The organism is Fibrobacterota bacterium, assembly GCA_019509785.1.
Classification (GTDB): domain Bacteria; phylum Fibrobacterota; class Fibrobacteria; order UBA11236; family UBA11236; genus Chersky-265.
The window spans coordinates 40007-61768 of record JAEKLQ010000052.1; the positions used below are offsets into that span (position 1 = coordinate 40007).

The 21762-nt window shown below is 64.1% G+C and carries 16 protein-coding genes; 7 read left to right on the forward strand and 9 right to left on the reverse strand.

The window, feature by feature from the left end:
* Positions 1-34: 34 nt before the first annotated feature.
* The 3 genes from JF616_15710 to JF616_15720 are packed head-to-tail and all read right to left on the reverse strand — an operon-like array spanning position 35 to position 7765.
* Positions 35-1966: a hypothetical protein gene (locus JF616_15710; protein ID MBW8889200.1), complete on the reverse strand. Its 1932-nt coding sequence runs from the start codon at positions 1964-1966 to the stop codon at positions 35-37.
* The gene (locus tag JF616_15715; protein MBW8889201.1) at positions 1963-6387 is read right to left on the reverse strand and encodes a carboxypeptidase regulatory-like domain-containing protein; all 4425 of its coding nucleotides are present in this window, start codon (positions 6385-6387) and stop codon (positions 1963-1965) included. The genes JF616_15710 and JF616_15715 overlap by 4 nt, the downstream gene beginning before the upstream one ends.
* Entirely contained in the window at positions 6377-7765 is a 1389-nt protein-coding gene (locus JF616_15720) for a hypothetical protein (GenBank protein MBW8889202.1), read from the reverse strand. Before JF616_15720 ends, JF616_15715 begins: the two co-directional genes overlap by 11 nt.
* Positions 7766-8232: 467 nt before the next feature.
* Here JF616_15720 and JF616_15725 point away from each other — a divergent pair, with 467 nt between their 5' ends.
* On the forward strand, positions 8233-9255 hold the full coding sequence (locus JF616_15725) for an aldehyde reductase (GenBank protein ID MBW8889203.1): 1023 nt from the start codon (positions 8233-8235) through the stop codon (positions 9253-9255).
* A gap of 131 nt (positions 9256-9386) precedes the next feature.
* On the opposite strand, the gene JF616_15730 is transcribed toward JF616_15725, so the two are convergent.
* Entirely contained in the window at positions 9387-9719 is a 333-nt protein-coding gene (locus JF616_15730) for an HU family DNA-binding protein (GenBank protein MBW8889204.1), read from the reverse strand.
* A gap of 178 nt (positions 9720-9897) precedes the next feature.
* Between JF616_15730 and JF616_15735 the strand changes: the two genes are divergently transcribed.
* Positions 9898-11067 (forward strand): family 43 glycosylhydrolase, encoded by a 1170-nt coding sequence (locus tag JF616_15735; protein ID MBW8889205.1) that lies wholly within the window; start codon positions 9898-9900, stop codon positions 11065-11067.
* Here the strand turns inward: JF616_15735 and JF616_15740 are convergent.
* From JF616_15740 to murD, 3 genes are all read right to left on the reverse strand, one after another.
* The gene (locus JF616_15740; protein ID MBW8889206.1) at positions 11013-11354 is read right to left on the reverse strand and encodes an ATP-dependent Clp protease adaptor ClpS; all 342 of its coding nucleotides are present in this window, start codon (positions 11352-11354) and stop codon (positions 11013-11015) included. The genes JF616_15735 and JF616_15740 overlap by 55 nt on opposite strands.
* Positions 11351-11857 carry a hypothetical protein gene (locus JF616_15745; GenBank protein MBW8889207.1) on the reverse strand — a complete coding sequence of 169 codons (507 nt, stop codon included), beginning with the start codon at positions 11855-11857 and terminating at the stop codon, positions 11351-11353. Before JF616_15745 ends, JF616_15740 begins: the two co-directional genes overlap by 4 nt.
* A gap of 118 nt (positions 11858-11975) precedes the next feature.
* Positions 11976-13358: a UDP-N-acetylmuramoyl-L-alanine--D-glutamate ligase gene (gene murD, locus JF616_15750; GenBank protein MBW8889208.1), complete on the reverse strand. Its 1383-nt coding sequence runs from the start codon at positions 13356-13358 to the stop codon at positions 11976-11978.
* 92 nt (positions 13359-13450) lie between these two features.
* Here murD and JF616_15755 point away from each other — a divergent pair, with 92 nt between their 5' ends.
* Together JF616_15755 and gcvH are read left to right on the forward strand one after the other, a co-directional pair.
* Positions 13451-14146, forward strand: a complete 696-nt coding sequence (locus JF616_15755) for a hypothetical protein (GenBank protein MBW8889209.1) — start codon at positions 13451-13453, stop codon at positions 14144-14146.
* A gap of 24 nt (positions 14147-14170) precedes the next feature.
* Positions 14171-14542, forward strand: a complete 372-nt coding sequence (gcvH, locus tag JF616_15760; protein ID MBW8889210.1) for a glycine cleavage system protein GcvH — start codon at positions 14171-14173, stop codon at positions 14540-14542.
* Here the strand turns inward: gcvH and JF616_15765 are convergent.
* Together JF616_15765 and gcvP are read right to left on the reverse strand one after the other, a co-directional pair.
* Positions 14539-15636: an SMP-30/gluconolactonase/LRE family protein gene (locus JF616_15765; protein ID MBW8889211.1), complete on the reverse strand. Its 1098-nt coding sequence runs from the start codon at positions 15634-15636 to the stop codon at positions 14539-14541. The two genes, gcvH and JF616_15765, sit on opposite strands and share 4 nt — an antisense overlap.
* 108 nt (positions 15637-15744) lie before the next feature.
* Positions 15745-18657 carry an aminomethyl-transferring glycine dehydrogenase gene (gcvP, locus tag JF616_15770; GenBank protein MBW8889212.1) on the reverse strand — a complete coding sequence of 971 codons (2913 nt, stop codon included), beginning with the start codon at positions 18655-18657 and terminating at the stop codon, positions 15745-15747.
* A 155-nt stretch (positions 18658-18812) separates the two neighbouring features.
* On the opposite strand from gcvP, the gene JF616_15775 reads away from it, so the two are divergent.
* The 3 genes from JF616_15775 to lysA all read left to right on the forward strand — a co-directional run bounded on the left by JF616_15775 (position 18813) and on the right by lysA (position 21649).
* Positions 18813-19817, forward strand: a complete 1005-nt coding sequence (locus tag JF616_15775; protein MBW8889213.1) for an aspartate-semialdehyde dehydrogenase — start codon at positions 18813-18815, stop codon at positions 19815-19817.
* 158 nt (positions 19818-19975) lie between these two features.
* On the forward strand, positions 19976-20209 hold the full coding sequence (locus JF616_15780; GenBank protein ID MBW8889214.1) for a hypothetical protein: 234 nt from the start codon (positions 19976-19978) through the stop codon (positions 20207-20209).
* Between the two features lie 135 nt (positions 20210-20344).
* Positions 20345-21649, forward strand: a complete 1305-nt coding sequence (lysA, locus tag JF616_15785) for a diaminopimelate decarboxylase (GenBank protein MBW8889215.1) — start codon at positions 20345-20347, stop codon at positions 21647-21649.
* The last annotated feature ends 113 nt before the right edge of the window (positions 21650-21762 follow it).

The following is a 21762-nucleotide window of genomic DNA, read 5'->3' on the forward strand; positions in this document are numbered from 1 at the left end:
AATCGTTGTGTATTCCATTTCCAGCCAGGGATTTTCAGAATCCCGCTTCCAAACTGAATTGCTGCCCCCCGGCCAGGGGGGCATCCTCCTCAAGGCCGAACTCGAAGGCGTAGTCGAGGGACAGGCGCATCTTTAGCCCCGCTTCCTTGAGCCCGTCCGTGTCCAGCCCGAAGCCTACGGAAATGGCGCGGACCGTTTCGCGCCCGAAGGTTTCGTGCAACCCGCCGCGCAAGGCCAGCACGTCCCATAACGTCTCCTCGCCACCCACCCGCAAATGATCCGCCTGATCGGCCCAGATCCCCTTCTGCCCGTCGAGGAGGAATATCAGGCCGTGATCGGCCCGGTAGGCTGCGCCGACCTTCCATTCGACCGGCAAGATCTCGCCGTAAGATCGATCGGTGAAGGTGTTCTGGTGACGCAGGAATCCGAATGCGTCGCGTACGGAAAGGGCGGCCGTGATGCGTTCGCTCAAGGGCGCCTGCACGCCGAAATCCCATCCCATCCCGTAACTGTGCCCGGTGGAGCGATCCTGCCCGGTTCCGTCCATGCCGGCTTGGGCCAGGTAGAGCTTGGCCTGGGCTCCGGCCTTCACGCCATCCCACGCCGGCCAGAGCATCCCGAGATCGCAGGCCAGGGTCCCGAACACCGTGGTTTCGTTCGCGAGGCCGTCGCCTTCGTATTGCGCGCCTAGCCCCTGGTGCCAGCCTCGGAACAACGGGCCCGCGTAAGCGACGAAGAAGGAAGGCGTCCCGTCGGGCAGGCTCCGCTTGGCCATGACCACGTTTTCCCGCTGGGCCTGGGCCACGCCGGCCGGGTTCATGAGGAGGGAGATCCCGTCCGCGACGGCCGCCACCCCCGCGCCGCCCATGGCGGCGAAGCGCGCGCCGAGGGCGGGGGAAGCGAAGAACCCGCGTAAGTAGGAAGACGGGCCGGAAGCCGATGCCAAATCGCCCGCGGGCCGGGACGAATTGTCGTCGGCGCCCAGGAGTTGGCCTTGCGCATACGCCAAAGCCGCGCCGGCCGCGACCAGGCCGGCGCCGGTCCAACCGGTGCGGGCGCGATGGTCGAGGGAATCCTTGGGGTTGAGCCAAGGGATGGAGCGCCACGGGCCCGTGGCGAAGAGCGCGCCTTCGATGCTTGGGCCTTCGCGAACTGAAAGGCGATCGGTATCGCGAGCGGAGTCGCGATCGTAATCAGGGTTCCGATCGGGATCAGAGTTCCGATCGGGATCGGCCAGGCGCAGTCCCGCTTCCCGCGCGAAAGGGATAAGGCCGCCGGGCACGGCTTCGGACCAAACTTGCAAGGCGCGGCGGATGACTCCGCCCTGGGCCTGGGCCAGCACCAGCCGCAGGACCCATTGCGAGTCGCGCAAGGCGAGATGGGACGAGAGCACGAGCGGCACGGGGGCGGAGGCCGCGGCCCGGGCCACGCAGCGCGCCTCGAAGCAGGCGGAGGGAAGGCTTCCGCCGGGCCAGGCTTGCGAGGCCGCCTCTTGGGTGAGGATGCGAAAACGGCCGGACTCGGCCAGACCCAGGCGCAGGCCCGCGGCGGCTTGGGCCAGGGCGCCGGTATCGAGCCCGGTTACGGCCATCGGAAGCATGATAAGGCCGGGAGCGGTTCCGGAATCGGCAAATGGTCCGTCGGCGGGGCGGGCTTGTGGATGGGGCGCGACCTTGCGTGCGGAGACCGCGCTGTCGGCGACGGAGTCGAAGGCGTCGAAGCTTCCGATGTCTGCGCTATCGGACGGCGCGGCCGGGCCTGGCGCTTGGGCCGGGGTCGGGGTCGGGGTACGGGCGGGGGGCGCGGTTTGAGCCGGGGCCGGACGAGGATCGTCCCAAGCCGCCAGTCGCGGGTCTTCCGCCGCCGACCACCGGGCTTCCGGTTGGGCGAAAGTGAGGGTCGCGAATACGGAGCAAGCGGCAACGGCCGCGCCGGCCCGGATCGAAATGCCGCTTATCCGGTTCACCGGTACACCACCACCGGCTTCAAGGTGTAACGGGTGCGCGTGGATCCCGTCGCGTTCACGGCGACTTCCAGCAGGTACCGGCCATTGCGCGCCCAGCGTCCGCCGTCGGCCTTGCCGTCCCAGTAGAAATCCACCGGCCCCTTGGGAACGGTCTTATGATCGACCAGGATCCGCAGCAGTTCCCCGTCCAAGGTGTAGATCTTCAGCGTCAGGGTAACCTCGGAGCTACGATCCGATTCGGGTTCCACGCGGATGCGGGCCCCGTATTGGGTGTTCCCATCCCGGGAGGCCAGGACCAGCGGGCTGAACGGATTCGGGGTGATGCTCACCTGGCCCGCCGTGAGCGGCCGCGAAGCGCCCAGCAGGCCGTAATAGCTGCCGTCCAGATCGGCGATGTCGGCGGAGAGGACGGCTTCCCCGAAGCTATTGGTGTCGTCGACGGCGGAATCGGCCAAGGCCATCCAATCCAGCTTCAGGGCATAGAAGCGCTTGAGCGTATGCGACCGGCCCCCGGTGGGGATCCCGATGGAGATGCGCGGCTTCTTGGCGAAGGCGGCTCCCAACGGGTTGGCGATTTCCCACAGCGGCCCGTCGATGGCGTAGTCGCGCCCGCTGGAGAAGGATTTGGCCACGCTCCGCCGGAACAATCGCAAGGTCGCTTGGGGCTTATCGGCGAAGGCGGAATCGGGTACGCGCAGTTCGAAGCGTTTGTCGTGGAAGAAGAGGCGGGCGCTATCGCCGGCGCGCAGCGTTTGGCCCACGTTCAGGCCGCGCGTAGCCGAGTCGCGTTCGGCGCCCAACTCGGTTGCCGCCTCCGATCCGTCGGGATTGGACTGGCGCGCGATCACCCGCAAGGGCCCGATGAAACGGGGGTCGAGGGCGACGCGCATCTCGGACACGGTTCCGGCTTCGGGAGGATCGAGGCTGAAGGCGGGATCGGCCGCCAACTCGACGGCAGGCGTCAGGGTGGTATCGAAGCCGGTGACGAACAGGCCGAAAGGCGCCGGCGCATTGATGGCCTGGGTTTGGCCCAGGCTGGAAGACAGGACGAGTTTGTTGGCCTGCGCGTCCACCACCTTCGCCGGCAGGCTCAGGCTCTGTTCTACTCCGTCCAGGGTAACGCTCACGCGCAAGGAATCCCAAACCGCCGCCGCGGCGCGAAGGGACCCGCCCCGTTTGGCGGCCGCCCGGATGGGCGTGCCCGCGGTGGGCGCGGCGGTCTGGTAGGTCAAGGTGCGCTTAGAACGCTTATCGAGCTTCATGGACAAGGCGGAGTCGGCTTCCCAATGGATCTCCGCTTTGGCATCGACCAGGGAATCGAGGCGGCGGCCGGCGGCATCGTAGGCATGCAGGTAGAGATGGCCTTTGGTCCGCGCGGGAAGGCGGAGGCTGTCGCCGGAGGACAGTTTGAGGAAAGCCAGTTCGCGGGAAGGCTCGACATCGGCCTGGAAGCGCCGCGCGGCGTCCTGGTTGGAATAGAGAAGCCCGCCCGACTTGATGCGGAACCAATAGGTGAGCCTTCCCCCCTGGGGTGCGGGGCGGAATTTGAAGAAACGCGGTCCCGCGGGCCCGAACAATTGCGCCGATGGAACGCGGAAGGTATCGGCGGGGGCGCCGTAGCCATAGATGATTTGCACCGAGTCCAGGCGGGCTTGGGCTTGCAACGCCACCTCGACTTGGCCGTCGTTGAACGCGAGCGGAGCGGGGTGATGCGCGAAGGGAAAGGCCAGGTTGACGATGGTATCGGCGGCGCCGGACGCGGCCAGGGAGAAGGCGTAACGGGAAAGCGGGATCAAATCGCCGCTGTCGGGAACGGCATCCAAGGTATAGGTGCCGCCCGCCGCGGGCCCGAACTTCGCGCCGGCGGCCACTTGGGTCGCTTGCGGGGTGATCAGCCGAACGCTTCCCTTCACCGCCTGTCCACCGGCCGCGAAGGCGAAGGTCAAGGTCTTGGTGGCCTTCTTGAGGGTCAGATCCTGGCCGGTCTTCCAAAGGCCGTCCTTGATGATTACCGTGGGCTCGGCGTCGGGGCCGTAACCCCTGATGCCGCAGGCGAGGCGATAGGTTCCGTCCGGGACGCCGTCGAGGGAATAGGCCATGGCGCCCGCTTCCCCGGGGACAGGGGCCGATTGCGGGACGGCCGTAGCCGCTACGGCCAAGGTAGCGGCATCGAGCAGGGAGATCGTCACCGCGGCGGGATCCAGGACCGTATCCGGGGTAACGTGCAGGGTACCTTGGACGGAAGCGAAGCCCCGCAGGGAAAGGTCCGCGGCGTAGGTGGAACGCTGGGCGGCCACCCGCAGGACGGCCGAATCCGGGAGGCCCTTCCCGGCCTTGCTGGCGCGTACCAGGTATACCCCGGTATCCGCCGAGAAGGAGAATTCGCCGCGCAGATCGGCATCGGCCCTTTGCTCCCCGCCGCGGACGCGGTCGACAAGCTCGACCGAGGCCCCGGGCAAAGGCGCGGACTGCGGCGCGCCGGCGGTCGGCCAGGTGAGCAACGATACCCGGCCTTTCACGAGCGAAGCGCCCGACGTGAGGGCGAAGGCCAGGGACGCGGCATCGGTGAGCTGCACCGCCTTGGTATCGGAGGCGAAGCCGGCGCGGGAGGCGGTGACGGAGTAGGCGCCGGGCGACAGGAAAGCGGAAAAGCTTCCCTTGTCGTCGCTACGCAAGGCGCGGACGACGGCGCCGGCCGCGGTCTTCACCGTCACGTCGCAACCGGACATGGGCGCGCCCTTGTCGTTGGAAACCGTACCGGTCAAGGCGGACTGCGCTTGGGTAAGGACGAGTTTCCCCAGATCCAAGTCCTTGCCCGCGGCCACGGTCACCAGGGTATCTGGCCGGGACTGGTAATCGGGCTTGGCGATGGAAATGGCATAGGTCCCCGGGGATAAGCCCAGCAGGAAAAAGCCCTGCGCATCGGACTGGGCGATGATCGTGCGGCCGCCGCCGGTGGCGGTGGCCGCGGCATTGGGAAGGTCGGAGCCGGCCTTGTCGGATAGGCGTCCCGTGACGCGGCAATCGGCCGGCGCCAGGGAAATGGCCAGGGAAATGGGCGCGCTGGTTCCCAGGTTCACCGTCCGCGTTTGCGACAGGAACCCGTCCTTGGCGAAGGTGAGCGTGTATCCGCCCACCGCCATGTCCTTATCGGCAAAACCATCATTCGTGGTGAAGAGCGGAAGCGGATCCGCGCCGCCGTCCACGGGCGCGATGGCCACGCGCACGTCGGCCAACGGTTGGCCGCCGGCGGCGGAGGTGACCTTGACCGAGAGGGTCTGAACGTCATTGCGGTACTGGAAGGAAGAAGTGTCGCCCACCGTCCCCGCCCCCGCATCCGAAATGGCGAACACCTTCCAGACGTAACGCCGGGTAAGCAAAACGCGACGGCCATCGAGCCGGGCCGTGGTGTCGGTGACCTCGGTGCGCCAGATGGGGATGAGTACGTCCACGCCGGCCTGCGCTTCCAGGGAGTAAACGAAAAGCTGGTAGGTGTTGGCCGCGCCGCCTCCCGACGCGGCTTGCGCCCGCGTCCATTTGAAATCCACCACGCTATCCTGGGGCACGGCCAGGATTTTCCCTTCCGCCGGCGCCAGGTTCTTGGGCGGCGTCAAGGCAGGCCCAGGAGGCTGCACCGTGAAAAGTTTCAGCGCCTGCGCCTTGGACGAGGAAGCGAGCGCGCTACGGCCGTCGTAGTTATCCAGGATGACGAGGTTGTAGGGAACGCCCGGGGAAAGGGGCGGGGCCGGTACCTGGGAGAAATTCCCGGAAGGATCGGGGGTGCCGTAGGCGATGGAGGACTGGGTCGTGATCGCCTGCCAGATGATGCTGGCCCCCGAAACCGTTCCTTTGTTGGCATCGATATCGATGGCCTGATCGGAAAGCAGCAGATGGTAGGCCGGCACGCCCGGCACCGGGGTCCATGCGATGTCGGGGCTGGACGACGTTTCCTGCGCCTTGGGCGATAGGAAGGTCGGGGCCTGGCGGGTGGCCACCCACAGCGGCGCTTCGGGCGTGGTCTTGCCATCGGTGCAATAGCCGATCACGTAGTGGAAGCCCAGGCCCAGCTGCGGCCCGGTCTTACCCGAATCGACGTCTTGCGGTTTGAAAACGAAGATCCATCCCGTCGAGTCCGGAGTGCGCGACTTGATCGCGCGGATCTTGCCGGGATGCGTTTCGATGCGGGTTCCGGCGGGAACGGGGCTATGGTATAAACCACAGCTATCCGGCGCGCGCGCCGGAGGAATGGCGGACACGACGATGCGCACGCTGGAATCGGAGAAAACCTCGGCGCGCGGGAAGTCGGAGAAGAGCAGGGTCCCGGGCGAGGACGGGGTTTGCGACCATGCGGGGCGGGCGAGGCAGAACGCCGCCAATCCCGCCATCGCCAAGGCCGGGCCGATCCGGGCTTCAGAACGCATAGGCGATCCCCGAACGCACGGCGGGCAGCGGCGAGATGAAAAAATCGACCCGGAAAACCAATGGATTGCCCCAGGTGAATCCGAAGTCCAGGATGGGTACGATGGGATCGCCGTCCCATTCCAGCGGCGAGGCCCCGGATAGCAGATGGCCTTGCTTGCGATAGCTGACGTTGAGGCTATGCGCCCCGAGATCGCCGTGGAACCATCCGAATCGGCCGCTCAGGCAGATGACTTGATCGGGGAAAAGATCGAGATCGACGAAACCTTCCGTGTCAACCGCTTCGGCGCCCACCGCCCCGCTGTCGGCCGCCGCTTCGGACTTCCCGGACGATTCGTTGTGGATGGAGACATGGCCGAACACCTTGGTGTAGCTGAGGGCCAGCTTACCCGGCCATAAATCGACCGTGAGCGTATGCGATTGCGGCAGGGTGAGGATCAGGCGGTCGTCGATATGCAGGTTGCGTTTCGCGGTTTCGCCATCCAGCAGGCGCCGCAAGTTATCCGTGGTCAGGAAGGAATCGGGCGCGGTGAAACGCGGCTCGAAGGTATCCGGATCGATGAAGAAGGGGACGCTGTAGGCCAAGTCCAGATGGCCCCGGGCCGACATGCGCACTCCCATGCGCGAGACGAGGGACACCGGCCCGATGCGGATGGCCAGGTCCGGGCTCCAGGCATCGCCTTCGTACTGCCCTTGGGCGGTGCCGTACACCTTGTCATCGGGATACTCCACCTGGAAGGATGCGTTCCCCGCGTCCCCGCCCACCGCGATGCGTCCGGAAAGGTCGGGGCGCAAATCGCCCGCGGTATGCGCCAGGAAGGTGTGCTTATGGATCTGGAATCCCAAGGCCACGTAAGGCGTGGGCTGGAAGGCGTATCCGAAAGTCAGCGACCGCCACTCCATGTCGAAGGCGAGCGGCATATGGATGGCTCCGCGCAATAAGATGGACCCGGTATTCTCCAAGGTCGTGTCCAGATTGAAACGCGCGTCGCCCAAGGCCCCGTTCACCGATAGGCTGGCGTTCTCCCGCGCGGCGAAGAAAGCGATGCCCCCGAATACCGGAGCGGAGATGTCGACGTGGGCGTTCACGCGTTGGGATACCCGGGCGAAGAAATCGGGGATGACCACGGTGGAATCCGAGCTCGATCCCAGGAAGCGGTTGGCCTGCGCCGAGGCGCGGATCGGCAAATTGAAACTGGCGTTCGCCAGGCCCTCGTCGAAAGGCCGGGATAGGGGCGATGTCAGGAAATCGTAGGAGAAGGCGCCGGAAATCTCCGCATTGGATTTCCCGACCAGAAGCAAGGGCTGGGCCTGCGCTTGGAAAAGGAGCAGGGAGAGGGGGAATAGATGGCACGCGATGCGGGCGGAACGCACGGGCATAGTGTATCATGGCGCGGCGCTCCTCCGCACGTCCTCCGGCTGGGTCGGCCCGCGTCCCGGGGCTCAGACGGCTCCGGGCGCGGCTATTCGAGTGGATGGGTCGACGGCCGGGCAGGATTTCGGGCTTGGTCTTCAATCCCTTCGTAACGCGCACGCGGAAGCGATGAATGAAGTCACTGCGGGCGCTGCTGGGGTTCGCCTGCCCGGCCATGCCGGCGCCCTTCGCCGATTCGCCCCGGGCCGCGGTCCGCCCCGGCCTGTTCGCGCGGGGGAGAGCCGACGCTTTTTGGCGGGGGCAAGGTGATGTCTGGATTCGGAGGGGGAGAATGCGTGGGTCCTGGGGGCTCGCCGCGGTTGGGGGGATCGAAGGGTTGAAAGCCGCGCGGCGCCTGGGGTTGTGGCTATCTTGGGGTCGGGCGCATCGGGCGGAAGAGATTAGCGGTAGGCAATCGCGAAGAGGAGAGCGTATGGCGCAGGTTCTGGTTACGGGCGGAACGGGGTTCATCGCATGCCATTGCATGCTGCGATTGTTGGCCGATGGGCATTCGGTCCGGACCACGGTGCGTTCCCTCGCGCGTGAGAGCGACGTCCGCGCCATGTTGAAGGCCGGCGGCGCCGAGCCCGGGGACAAGCTGACCTTCGCGACGGCCGATCTCATGAAGGATGACGGTTGGGCGGCTGCGGCGGCCGGGTGCGAATACGTCCTCCACGTAGCTTCCCCGTTACCCATAGGCATCCCCAAGGACGAGAATGATTTGATCGGGCCCGCCCGCGCCGGCACTTTGCGGGCGCTCAAGGCCGCGCGGGACGCGGGGGCCAAGCGTGTGGTGCTGACGTCTTCCTTCGCGGCTATCGGATATGGGCATACGCCGCCCGGAAGGCCGTTCACGGAAAGCGATTGGACCAACCCCGAGGCGGCGGGCGTGAGCGCATATTCCAAGTCGAAAACCCTGGCTGAAAAGGCCGCGTGGGACTTCATGGCCAAGGAGGGCGGGGGTTTGGAATTGGCCGTCGTCAACCCGGTGGTGGTGCTCGGTCCGGTGCTGGGGCCCGATTATTCCACGTCCATCGAAATGATGAAGACCTTGATCCGCGGCGCCGTTCCAGGATGCCCGCGCTTATGGTTCGGCGTGGTGGATGTAAGGGACGTGGCGGATATGCATGTCCGCGCCATGACCCACCCCGCGGCCCGGGGCGAGCGCTTCTTGTGCGTGGCCGGCGATTTTCTGTCGGTGCGGGACATGGCCTTGATCCTCAAGGAACGCCTGGGGGAGGCCGCGCGTCGCGTACCCACCCGGGTGTTGCCGGATTGGCTGGTGCGGGTCGGATCGCTAATCAATCCGAAGGGCCGAGCTTACCTTCCCGAACTCGGCAAGCGCAAGAATGCGAGCGCGGCCAAGGCGCAGTCGTTATTGGGGTGGCAACCTCGGCCCATCCCCGAGACGATGGCGTCCACTTACGAAAGCTTGAAGCGATTCGGGCAAATCTAAAGACTCTTGAGGAGACGGGATTCAGGCGCCGGTGGGAAGCGCAGCTCCCGTTAAGGAGCGTCCGCAAGCGAACGGGCCGTGCGGCCCGCTGAACGGAAGATGACCTGCGCGCAGACGCGCAGATGGGGGCCTTAGTCGACGAAGGAAGAGGCGTCGGCCTGGAGGGCCTTGGCTTCTTGCTCGGCCCGCGACTGGGACAAGACCTCGGTCAGTTCCGGAACGTCCCGGATCTGGGTCTTCATGTCCGATGAGAACCGGAACAGGGCCACCTTGCGCCGGCCAAGAGGGCAGATCTCGCCGGTGCGCGGGTTCCGGGCCGGGCGGGGCTTACGGACCTTCGTATAGAAGGTGCCGAAACCGCGGATTTCGATGGTCTTTTCTTGGGCCAAGTACTCGCCGACGAGCCGCATAAACTGCTCGGCGACCTCCTTGATGACCAGATCCTGCTTGGTCACATTCTTCAAATTAACCTCCTACCCCTAGATATTGTGGTTAACACCCTGAAGATAACACGCCCTATGGGGTCTTTCAAGCACATTTTGAGAATTTTTGCAGGCTTGGGATCGGCACCCAATCCCCCGATTTACTTTCCTCCCCAACCGACGCTTCGATTTACCATGGGTATGGGGAGGAAATCATGGAATGAACGCCATGCGCATCTGGAAAACGAGCCATTCATTCAGGTCCTTTCTGCCTTCGTTTTTCAGAAGCTTTTTCTGCATGGCGCTTTTCTCCTTTATCGTAACGCATGCGGCCGTGACCTCCATCCAATCGGGAGTCGCTTGGGTCGATAACAACGGAAATCCGGTCAATGCCCATGGCGGCGGGATCTGGTTCGAAAACGGGAAATATTTTTTCTACGGCGAATATTTCTCCGGCGGCAACAATGATTTCAAGGCCATCGCCATGTATTCATCCACCGACCTGGCGAATTGGACTTGGGTCGGGAAGGTCCTTCCCGTGCAAGCGGGCGGGGAGTTGGGCCCGCAACGGATCGGGGAACGCCCCCATATCCTGAAATGCCCCGGCACCGGCGAATACGTCATGTTCATCCACTCTTCCGATCTCACCTATCAGGCCGATAAAGAATGCGTCTACGCCACCAGCCCCACCATCGACGGCATCTATACCTATCGGGGCGCATTGACCAATTCAAGTGGTACTAAAATCGTCCACAGCGACATGTCCGCGTTCCAGGACGGCGGCACGGGGTATGTCGTAACGGAAAGCGGGTACGCGTTCAAACTGTCCCCCGACTACCATAGTTGGGTGGAAATAACCTTGAACGGCGCATCGGCCCTGAGCGGTTCGGAGTCGCCCACCCTCTTCAAGATGAACGGCACGTATTACTGGTTGTCTTCGAGCAAGACAGGATGGAGAAGCAATGACAATAAGTATGCGACCGCCTCGTCCATCGCCGGGCCCTGGACGGACAAAGGGCTATTGGCGCCCAGCGGGGAACTTACCTGGAACTCGCAAAGCACCTTCGTGTTGCCGGTGACGGGTTCGCAAGGGACGATCTTCATGTTTTGCGGTGATCGCTGGAATGCCGACGATAATTCGAAGGCCACCTATGTCTGGCAACCCCTGGTCATCAAAGGCGCTGCGATCTCCATGCCGGCCTTCTACGCGGCCTGGTTCCTGAACGTCAAGACCGGGATGTGGTCCGCCGATGGAATGCCGGCTGCGCTTCGGCGTCCGAGGCCCGTCAGGCAGTCTTTCCCGGAAAGGGCCCGGGTGAATCTGAACGGAAGGGTTTACAGGCCCTGGGTTTCCGAATTCATGGAGCCCATGCTCTGGGGCAGGCGGTGATCGGGGCCGTACGCGAGGATCTTGGCGCACACCCCTTCGCAGTCCGAGCGCGTGCCGTAAAAGACGATGGTCTTCCCGGTCATATCCACCTCCACGGCGCAGCGGAAGGCGTTTTCGCGCGATAGCTTGCAGGCCGAGGTCAGCATCTCGACCACGTAATCGTAGGTATGCTCTTCATCGTTGAAAAGCACGACCTTCCAATTGAGGGAGGGCTTGGCCAGGGTCTCGGTTCCGGTTTCGCCTTCCGATTCCGGACTGGTCTTGCCGGGAAGATCGAGATCGCTCATTTCTCCATCACCTTTTCCCAGAAATATTCCCAGGCCAATTGCTGGTCGCCGGGAGCGAAGGCGTGCTTACGCTTGAAGACGCCGTTCAGGTATTCGTTGATGGTATCGATGGTCTGCCGGAGGAAGAAGGCCTGCCGGCTTTGCACGAAAGCGAGATCGTCGAAGGTGTGACCGGGCAAGTAGACTTCCAGGGGATTGAAATGCTCCCCTTCCTGCACGCTGGAGAGCACCACCTTCAGGTAGCGCGAGAAGAAGGCGTCCACCAATCCGCGGTTTTCCTCTTCATGATCGCCCATCAGTTTTTCGAACAGCCGTTCGCCGGATTGGCCGCCCTTGAGGAGTTGCACGAACAGACCCAGGGCGGAATCGTCCACCTTCTGGGAGAGCTGGAGGAGTTCGTGGGAGGATAGACGGTTCAGATCTTCGGTCTTGCGGAAACCGGGCCCATCCACCAATCCGGAGAGGTAGATAAGCATCATCTTTTCGTAGTCTTCGGAGAGCATGGGCCGAGGGACGCTCCGATCTAAGAGTTCAAGACCGGCGTTCGCGCGCCGGCGCGCCTGGCCGCGGATAGGGCACGCAGTTAATATAACCTATTGGGCCTTGGCCCCAAGACCGGAATCACAATCCTGCCACGAGCTTCTTGAAAGCCTTGCCCCTTTCCTTGTAGTTCTCGAACAGGCCGAAGCTGGCGCAGGCGGGGGAAAGCAGAAGGGATCCCTGCGGCACGCGGTCCATGAGGAATGCCGTCGCTTCTTCCAAGCCCGCGCAGGTTTCCAAGGCGGGCGATCCGTCCGGGCGGGGAATCCCGGCCGCGCGTAAGCTCGCCTCCAGGCGCCCCGCCGTTTGGCCGATGAGGGCGACGGCCCTGACATGAGGGGACGCGGCCACGACGGCGGCAAGTTCGGAAAAATCCGCATGCTTCTCCGAGCCGCCCAGGATAAGCCCGAGGGGCCGATCGGACAGGGCGCGGATGGCCCCGATGGCGGCCTCCGGGCGCGTGGCGTAGGAATCGTTGTAGAACGAGAGCCCAGCGCGCTCGCGCACGAACTCCAGGCGATGCTCGAGGCCGTTGAAGGTCATGGCGGCGGCCACCACATGGCGAGGTTCGGCGCCGGCTTCCAGCGCGAGCGTACCGGCGGCGGCGATGTTCTCCAGGTTGAATGCTCCCGTGAGGCGGGTGGCGGCGAGCGGTACGCGGAAACCGCGCTTGATCCAGGTCACCGAGTCCCCGTCGATGCGGATTTCGGATCCGGAGCCGAAGGGCAGCTTGCGGGCGGGGGAGCGGGCGGCGATCCAGGCGCTGCCCTCGGCATCGGCGCAAAAGGCGAGCGCATCGGAGGGGGATTGGAACGAGACCAGGCGCGATTTGTGCAACCAATATTCTTCGCGATCGTGGTGCCAATCCAGGTGCTCGGAGGTGGTGCGCAGCACGGCAGCCAGGCGCGGGCTCTGCGATAGGGTGGAGAGCTGGAAGCTGGATAGCTCCAGGATCAGCTTTTCCCCGGGGTCGAGGGCGCCGGCCAATTCCAGGGCGGGCACGCCGATGTTACCCCCCAGGCGGGCGGCGATGCCGGCCTCCCGGAGCATGGCGTCGAGCAGGGAGCAGCAGGTACCCTTGCCGACCGTACCCGTAACGCCGATGATACGGTCGGCGCCGACCAGGGAAAATGCGAGGCCGGTCTGGGAGGTCAGGATCCCGCCGCGGGCCAGGAAATCGGCCAGGGGGGGGAGATCAGGACGTACGCCCGCGGATCGGAAGACGGTGCGCATCGAACCCAAACCGCTCAGGTATCCGTAGGGGGAACCTTCGCCGCTTCCCGCGTAACGAACGCCCCGATCCAGGTCCTTGGGCGGATTCCGATCGAAGACGGTGATATCCGTGAAGCCTCGCGCGAGCAGGAAGCGGCAAGTGCTGGCGCCTTCCACGCCGTATCCGAGGATCCCGATGGGCTCGGCGAGCGCGGGCTGCGCGCTTTCCAAGGTCGCGGAAGGGGGCATCACGCCGAAAAATAGCAACCCCAGCGGCTTGGAGCCCCTCGCCCCTGATTTTATATTCCTGCACGCTTTCGAGATATCTCGTCGAAGGAGCGTGGATGAAGAACGACTTGCTGCTGCTGACCCTGCTTTACGCCGTCGCATGCACCGCCTTCATCGGCGCCATCAATGCCCGCGGCCCCGCGCGGGTCGTACTCTCCTACTTCCTCGCCATCCTCACCCTGTGCGCCGCCGTCTTCCATACCAGCCAACTGGTGGCGAGCGGCGATCTGGGCAAAGGCGACGTGGTCGTAGCGCCTCCCCCGGCCCCGGAGCCCGTCAAACCGCCCGAGCCTCCGCCCGGCCCGGATACCGCGGCTATCAACACTTCGCAACGCGATGCCGCCGTCGCGGAAGGCAAGAACGAACTCAAAGGCGTGTTGGAAGCGGCCCGTCATACCGCCCGCAGCCTGGCCTCGCTCAACCTGGGCGCCGTCGCCGATATTTCGGACGAGGAATACGAGGGTTTGCAGAACCGCGCCATCGGTTACCTGGCGGAAGCGCGTAAGGACAAGGATAAGCTAGGCGCCGTGGCCGCCAAAATGCCGCCGCAGTTGAAAGGCGCCGTGGACGCGCTTTCCAAGGGCATGGAATCCCTGATCGCCGCCGCTTACAATGCCGAGCGTTTCTTCAAGGCCGAGAACGATACCGAGGAAAAGCAGCATGCCGCCGCTTTCCGGCACGGCGCCCAGGAAGCCAATGCCGAATTCAAGAAGGCCGGCGAGATGCTGGGCGCCCAGGATTCCGGCGAGTAGAGCCCATTTACTTAGGAGGACGCGATGTCCCTTGTTCCCGATGGATTGAAGTACACCAAAGATCATGAATGGGCGAAGTTCGAGAGCGCCGTCGCCACCATCGGCGTCACCGACCATGCCCAGCGGGAATTAGGTGATATCGTCTTCGTCGAGCTGCCCAAGGTGGGCGCGACGGTGACCGCGGGCCAAAGCTTCGGGACCATCGAAGCCGTAAAGACCGTGGCCGAACTGTACGCGCCGATTTCCGGAACCGTGGAAGCCGTGAACACCGCCCTGGCCGCCGATGCCGGCGTCATCAACCAGGACCCTTACGGAAAGGGCTGGATCATCAAGGTGAAGGGAACCGGCGGCCAAGACGGCCTGCTGGATGCGGCGGGATATAAAGCCCTGATCTAAGGCGTCGCGCGCAGGATCGGAAGCCGCGGCCCTTCCGCCCGGCCCGGGATCCCGTCTTTCCACCAACGTCCATCGGCCCGGAAGGATTTCATCGCCCTGGGGCGCAGATCCAGGCGCGGGCCCGAACGCAGCGCGGTCGTACCGGTTTGCGGCCAGGCGCGGCCGGGGATCTTGAGATCCAAAGAATACAAGCCGCCGTCACCGGTGCAATACAAGGTCTTCCAGTCCTTCCCGCCGAAATGGCAATTGTCGACATTGCCCGCCTTCCCTTGCGATGGATCATAAGGGGCGGTTTGGCTTTTGAAAGCGATGCTCCCGATCTTGGTTCCGGCGGCGTTGACCACGTAGACCGTGCCTTCGCCGTAATCGACCAGGTAGAAGTTGCCGTGGCTATCCACCTCGCAGCCGTCCCCGATGCTGACGGGGAAGAAGTCGCGCGGATTGGCAAGTGCCCCGTTCGCGCCCACGTCGTAGCGGCGATTGACCCCGGTCGACTGCACGTTCACCACCTTCTCGTCCTCCAGCCATTCGATACCGTTGGCGCCGTTCACTCCCGTGGCCGCGATGGTGGTCGTCCCATGCGCGTCGGCGTAGAAGATGTTGGCGCCCAGGTCGGTGAAGTAGAAGGAACCGTCCTTGCCCATGCTGAAATCGTTGGACTGGTTGAAAGTGGCGGTCTTCCCGCTCGTCGCCAGCTCGGCATCGACGGTCGCGTCCTTCTTATAGCGTACGACCTTACCCTTCTGCGCCGCGATGACCCTGCCCTGCCCGTCCACGAAAAGGCCGTTGCTCTGGTTGCTGGCCACGATCCACCGCGTTCCCGTGTCGCTGGGAACGGCGGGATCGATTTTCCAGATGGGCCAGTTCAGGGTGCTGTTGGAAAGCTGTTCGGTGAAGTAGACCGTACCGTCGATGGGATCGACCGAGGCGCCCTCGCAATATTGGGGGACCTTCTTGACCCATTTCATCTGGGTGCCGGTGGCCATGATGGAATCCGGAAGCGTTAGCGTCGGCGGGACGAAAGTCTGGGCGAAGGCGGAAACGGGTAGGGCAAAGGCCAGGACAAGGCTATGGCGCAGGCGCGAGTCGGACATTCTGATTCTCCCTGATCCCCTCAGGTGGCCGATGGGCCTAGCGGCCTATCGGAGTAAAGGAATATAACGCCCCGGGGAGGGTTTCGTGGTCCTATACGTCCGACTTCCTCAGACGTACGATTCGATGGGCGGACAGGCGCAAACCAGGTTCTTGTCCCCGTAGGCGGCGTTGATCCGTCCCACGGCGGGCCAGAACTTATGGGATTTCACCCAGGGCAGCGGATAGACCGCCTGCTCCCGGGAATAGGCATGTTTCCATTCGTTGGCCAGGGCGTGGGCGGCCGTATGGGGCGCGTTCTTAAGGGGGTTATCCGACTTGTCCGCTTGGCCCGCTTCGATGGCGGCGATCTCCTTGCGGATGGCGATGAGGGCGTCGCAGAAGCGATCCATCTCGGCTTGCGATTCGCTCTCGGTGGGTTCGATCATCAGGGTGCCGGCTACGGGGAAGGAAACCGTGGGGGCATGGAAGCCGTAGTCCATCAGGCGCTTGGCGATGTCCTCCACCTCGATGCCGGCGGTCTGCTTGAACTTGCGGCAGTCGAGGATCATCTCATGTGCGACCGTGCCGTTCTCGCCCACGTACAGCACGGGATAATGCGCCTCCAAACGCTTCATCATGTAATTGGCGTTGAGGATGGCGACCTTGGTCGCGCGCGTCAGGTTGGCTCCGCCCATCATGCGGATATAGGCCCACGAGATCGCCAGGATGCTGGCGCTGCCCCAGGGCGCGGCGGAAACCGCATGGATGGCCTTCTCGCCGCCAGTCTTGACCACGGCGTGGCCGGGCAGATAGGGCTTCAGGTGCGCGGCCACGCAGATGGGGCCCATGCCCGGTCCGCCGCCGCCATGCGGGATGCAGAATGTCTTGTGCAGGTTCAGGTGGCAGACGTCGGCGCCGATGGTGCCGGGGCTGCACAGGCCCACTTGCGCGTTCATGTTGGCGCCGTCCATGTAAACCTGGCCGCCGCACTCGTGCACGATGGCGCAGACTTCCTTGATGCCTGCTTCGAACACGCCGTGGGTGGAGGGGTAGGTGGCCATCAGGCAGGAGAGATTGTCCTTGTGGGCCAAAGCCTGCTTGCGCAAGTCCGCCAAATCGATATTGCCCTTGGCATCGCAAGCGGTCACCACCACCTTGAAGCCGGCCATCACCGCGCTGGCGGGATTGGTGCCGTGGGCGGATTGCGGGATGAGGCATACGTCGCGATGGCCTTGCCCGCGGCCCTTATGGTAGGCGCGGATGACCATCAGGCCGGCGTATTCGCCTTGCGAGCCGGCATTGGGCTGGAGGGAAACGCCGGGCAGTCCCGTGACGGCGGCCAGATCGCGATCGAGGTCGGCGAACATGCGGCGGTAGCCTTCGGCCTGGTCGGCGGGGGCGAAGGGATGCAGGTTCCCGAATTCGGGCCACGTCACCGGGATCATCTCGGAGGTCGCGTTGAGCTTCATGGTGCATGAGCCCAAGGCGATCATGGAATGGGTCAGCGACAGATCCTTGTTCTCCAGGGATTTGATATAGCGCAGCATCTCGGTTTCGCTGCGGTGGCTGTTGAAAACGGGATGCGTCAGCACGGCGTCCGCGCGGAGCAAGGCCTTGGGCCAGGCGAGGGAGAGACCCTGCGCCCAGGCTTCGGCGGCGCCCTGGGCCGGGACCGGTTTCCCCAAGGCATTGGCGAAGATGCCGGCCAGCGCGGCCACGTCCTCGAGGCCGGAGGTTTCGTCCAGGGTAACACCCACGCTACCGTCTTCCAGATAGCGCAGGTTGCGGCCCGCGGACAGGGCCTCGGTGCGGACCTTGGCGGCCGCCCCGGAATCGAGGGCCAGATGCAAGGTGTCGAAATAAGCGGCATTCGCTTGTTTGATCCCGAGCGAGGCCAGGCCCTGCTCCAGGGCGCGGGCCAGCGCATGGGTGCGCGCTGCGATTTGCTTCAAGCCTTCGGGGCCATGGTACACGGCGTAGAATCCGGCCATCACGGCCAACAGCACCTGGGAGGTGCAGATGTTGCTGGTGGCCTTGTCCCGGCGGATGTGCTGCTCGCGGGTCTGCAAGGACATGCGGTAGGCGCGCTGCCCGTGCACGTCGAGGGAGACGCCGATGATGCGGCCGGGCATCTGGCGCTTGAAGGCGTCCTTGGTGGCCATGAAGGCGGCATGCGGGCCGCCATAGCCCATGGGCACGCCGAAGCGCTGGGCCGAGCCCACCGCCACGTCGGCGCCGAAGGATCCGGGCGAGGCGAGCAGCATCAGGGCCAGCAGATCGGTGGCGACGGCGACCTTGACGCCGGCGGCATGCGCCTTGCGGACCAGTTCCGCGTAGTCGGCGGCGTTGCCGAAGGTGTCCGGATATTGCAAGAGCATGCCGAACGAGGCGGTCGAAGCGACCGCGGCGGTGCCGCCGGTGATAGCGGTAACCATTTCGCTTTCATCGACGATGCGCAGTTCGATTCCCAGGGGTTCCGCGCGCGTGCGCAGCACGTCCAAGGTCTGCGGATGGCAGCGTTTGCCCGCCAGGAAAACCCCGGCGGCGGCGTTCTCGCGCAGAGCATGCAACATGGTCATCGCTTCCGCGGCGGCGGTGCCTTCGTCGAGTAGCGAGGCGTTGGCGATTTCCATCCCCGTCAGATCCATCACCAGGGTCTGGAAATTGATCAGGGCTTCCAGGCGGCCCTGGGCGATCTCGGCCTGATAAGGCGTGTAGGCGGTATACCAGCCCGGGTTCTCCAGCACGTTGCGTAGGATGACGCCGGGCGTCACCGTACCGTAATAGCCTTGCCCGATATGGGATTTGAGGATCTTGTTCTTGGAAGCCAAGGCGCGCGCTTCGCTCAGGAAGCGCTCTTCGTTCTCCCAAGCCGGCAGGTCCAAAGGCGCGGGCAAACGGATGGACGCGGGCACCGTCTTGCGCGCCAGCTCATCCAGGCTTGCCGATCCGACGACCTTCAGCATATCGCTAAGCTGGGACTCATCCGGTCCGATGTGCCGGTTCACGAAAGCGCCTTGGTTCTGTACGCTCAATTCCATTTGTTTCTTTCCTGGGAGATGTCGGCCTGTCTTATGGGGAACGGCCTCGGTGCGTTCCGGGAATCCGCAATAATTTATTAAATTCGAGCAGTTGCCGCAGCCTCGGAAACCCCGCGGCTATGGACCGCCCGGGCTTTTCCGGAGCTCAGTAAGGAATGGATATGGGAGTCAGGGTCGCGATCATGGGCGCCACCGGCGCGGTGGGCACGGAGCTTTTGGACATATTGGCAGAACGCAATTTCCCGGTTTCGGAATTGCGGCTCCTGGCGTCGGCCCGGTCCGCCGGAAAAACCCTCAAGTATCAGGACAAGGACATCAAGGTCCAGGAGCTGAAACACGATTCGTTCCAAGGCATCGATCTGGTGCTGGCCTCGGCCGGGGGCAAGATCAGCAAGGAATTCGCGCCTTCGGCCGTGAAGGCCGGCGCGGTCGTAGTCGACAACACTTCCTATTTCCGCATGATCGAAGGCGTGCCGCTGGTGATCCCCGAAATCAATCCCGAGGACATCGCCAAGCATAAAGGGATCATCGCCAATCCCAACTGCTCCACCATCATCATGGCGCTTCCGCTCTTCCCGCTGCATAAGCGCTACAAGGTGAAGCGCGTGGTCGCCGCCACCTACCAGGCCGCCAGCGGCGCGGGCGCGGTGGCGATGGACGAACTGGTCCAGGAAACAGCCGCCTACATCCAGGGGAAGGAATTCAACCGCACGGTCATTCCGCATCCGTACGCATTCAACCTCTTCCCGCACAACTCGCCGATGACGGACAACGGGTATTGCGAAGAAGAACTGAAGATGGTGAAGGAGACGCAGAAGATCTTCCATGAGCCGGGAATCCGTATCACGGCCACCTGCGTACGGGTGCCCGTACTGCGCGCCCATTCCGAAGCCCTCAACATCGAATTCGAGCAAGAGCCCGATATCGAGGAAGTCTACCGCATCCTGAAAGCGGCCCCCGGCGTGGAAGTGGCCGAGGACCGCGGCAATAACCGCTGGCCCATGCCTTTGGACGCCTCGGGCCGGGACCCGGTGCTGGTGGGCCGCGTCCGCAAGGACCTCACCCAGCCGAAAACGCTGGATATCTGGGTGGTAGGGGATCAGATCCGCAAGGGCGCGGCCTTGAACGCGGTGCAGATCGCGGAGAAGTTGTTCAATTGAGACCGGACTAGGTCTTTCCTTCGTTAGGGTACAGGGTAAAGGGGACAGGGTAAAAGAAGACGGGGAACCGTCTACTGCCCTTAACCCTTAACCCTTAACCCTTTACCCTTTACCCTGTCTTACTTGTCTCCCCCGACGGGTGATCGTACACTCTCCCCATGTCCGTCATCCTCGGCCTCCTCATCTTCTGCCTCGGCCTCTATTTCCTCAGCCTGTTCTTCCAGCTCGCGCGGCTCGAGAAAAGCATGACCGAAGCGGTCACCGTGCTCGAGAAGTTCATGATGGCCAAGTACTCCCTGGGGGACGACGGGAAGACGAAAGCGGAAGCGGCGGCCGCCACGGCGGCGGCGGAAAAGGCGCTGGCCAAAGAAGGCGGCGCGGCTACTCCGTAAACCGGATACGCCCGGGTCCCCGACGTAACGGCGGCGCTGCGGCCCCGGCCCGCCGGGCTCGGCGGACCTGCCGGGCCGGGCGCGGAACCCCCCTAATTTCCTTGCTATCTTTCCCCGCCGGAGGATCCCCGGCCCATGAAGAACCTGCTCACCCAAATCGGCTCCCTGCCGATCCCGCAACTGGCGCAACGATTCGGGACCCCCGTATTCCTCTACGAGCGCGAAGTGATCGAGAAGCGCATCGCCGAGCTCAAGGCTTTCGAGGTCATCCGCTTCGCCCAGAAGGCATGCTCCAATATCGCCATCCTGGCGCTCATGAAGAAGAACGGGGTAGCGGTCGATGCGGTCTCCGCCGGAGAAATCTACCGCGCCCTCAAGGTCGGCTACACTGGAGGCTCCCAATTAGCGCAATCCGCCGCAGGCGGATTGCAAGGCGCCGCGAATGCGGCGCCCTCCATCGTATTCACCGCCGATCTTTTCGACGAAGACGCCTTGCGGCTCATCCGCGAGCATAAGATCCCCGTCAACGTGGGTTCGCCGGACATGATCGCGCAATTGGGCCGGGCCTGTCCCGGCGCGGAAGTCACCCTGCGCATCAATCCCGGTTTCGGCCATGGGCATTCGCGCAAGGTGAATACCGGCGGCAATTATTCCAAGCACGGGATTTGGCATACCGAAGTGGAAGAATGCCTGCGCTTGGGCGAAGCCGCCGGCGTCAACATCCACGGGCTCCACATGCATATCGGCTCGGGCAGCGATTACCACCATCTCGCCACCGTATGCGATGCCATGGTGAAGACCGCCAAGCGCATGGGCCCGCGTCTCAAGGTCATCAGCGCGGGAGGCGGACTGCCCATCCCTTACCATAAGGACCAGGCCCGCATCGACATCGCCGCCTACCATGGCCTTTGGGACAAGGCCCGTAAGGCCATCGAACGCGAGATTGGCCACGTCGTTTCCCTGGAAGTGGAGCCCGGGCGTTACCTGGTGGCGGAGTCGTGCTCGCTGCTGACCCAGATCCGTTCCGTGAAGAACACCGGCGGCAACGTATTCTATCTGGTGGACGCCGGCTTCGACACCCTGATCCGGCCCGCCATGTACGGGGCCTACCATGAGATCTCCATCTGCACCGCCGACGGCCGCGTTCCGGAAGTGGCCCAGGACGTCATCGTGGCGGGGCCCCTCTGCGAATCGGGCGACGTGTTCACCCAGGAAGAAGGCGGCGTCGTCACCACCCGCAAGCTCCCCGAAGCCGCGGTCGGCGATTACCTGATCCTGCACGATGCCGGCGCTTACGGCGCGGCCATGTCCTCCAATTACAATACGCGCAAGCTGGCCCCCGAAGTCCTGATCCACGGCGATAGCGCCGAAATCATCCGCGAGCGGCAGACCTTCGAGGCCATCCTCCAGTTCGAACGCATCCCCGCCGGCCTGGCCTAATCGGCTCCCGGATTTCGGGCGCCGCCGTCGTACTCTAAAGCGCCGCCGGCGCTACCCAGGGGGCGAACCGCCCCGGGTTTTTTTCCGCCACCGGTTTCCACGGCATTTATTTT

Coding starts and splice junctions, on each gene's coding strand:
- JF616_15715 (MBW8889201.1), bottom strand. CDS start 6,387: ATGCGTTCTGAAGCCCGGATCGGCCCGGCCTTGGCGATGGCGGGATTG.
- JF616_15720 (MBW8889202.1), bottom strand. CDS start 7,765: ATGCCCGTGCGTTCCGCCCGCATCGCGTGCCATCTATTCCCCCTCTCC.
- JF616_15725 (MBW8889203.1), top strand. CDS start 8,233: ATGGCGCAGGTTCTGGTTACGGGCGGAACGGGGTTCATCGCATGCCAT.
- JF616_15735 (MBW8889205.1), top strand. CDS start 9,898: ATGAACGCCATGCGCATCTGGAAAACGAGCCATTCATTCAGGTCCTTT.
- JF616_15740 (MBW8889206.1), bottom strand. CDS start 11,354: ATGAGCGATCTCGATCTTCCCGGCAAGACCAGTCCGGAATCGGAAGGC.
- JF616_15745 (MBW8889207.1), bottom strand. CDS start 11,857: ATGCTCTCCGAAGACTACGAAAAGATGATGCTTATCTACCTCTCCGGA.
- JF616_15755 (MBW8889209.1), top strand. CDS start 13,451: ATGAAGAACGACTTGCTGCTGCTGACCCTGCTTTACGCCGTCGCATGC.
- gcvH (MBW8889210.1), top strand. CDS start 14,171: ATGTCCCTTGTTCCCGATGGATTGAAGTACACCAAAGATCATGAATGG.
- JF616_15765 (MBW8889211.1), bottom strand. CDS start 15,636: ATGTCCGACTCGCGCCTGCGCCATAGCCTTGTCCTGGCCTTTGCCCTA.
- gcvP (MBW8889212.1), bottom strand. CDS start 18,657: ATGGAATTGAGCGTACAGAACCAAGGCGCTTTCGTGAACCGGCACATC.
- JF616_15775 (MBW8889213.1), top strand. CDS start 18,813: ATGGATATGGGAGTCAGGGTCGCGATCATGGGCGCCACCGGCGCGGTG.
- JF616_15780 (MBW8889214.1), top strand. CDS start 19,976: ATGTCCGTCATCCTCGGCCTCCTCATCTTCTGCCTCGGCCTCTATTTC.
- lysA (MBW8889215.1), top strand. CDS start 20,345: ATGAAGAACCTGCTCACCCAAATCGGCTCCCTGCCGATCCCGCAACTG.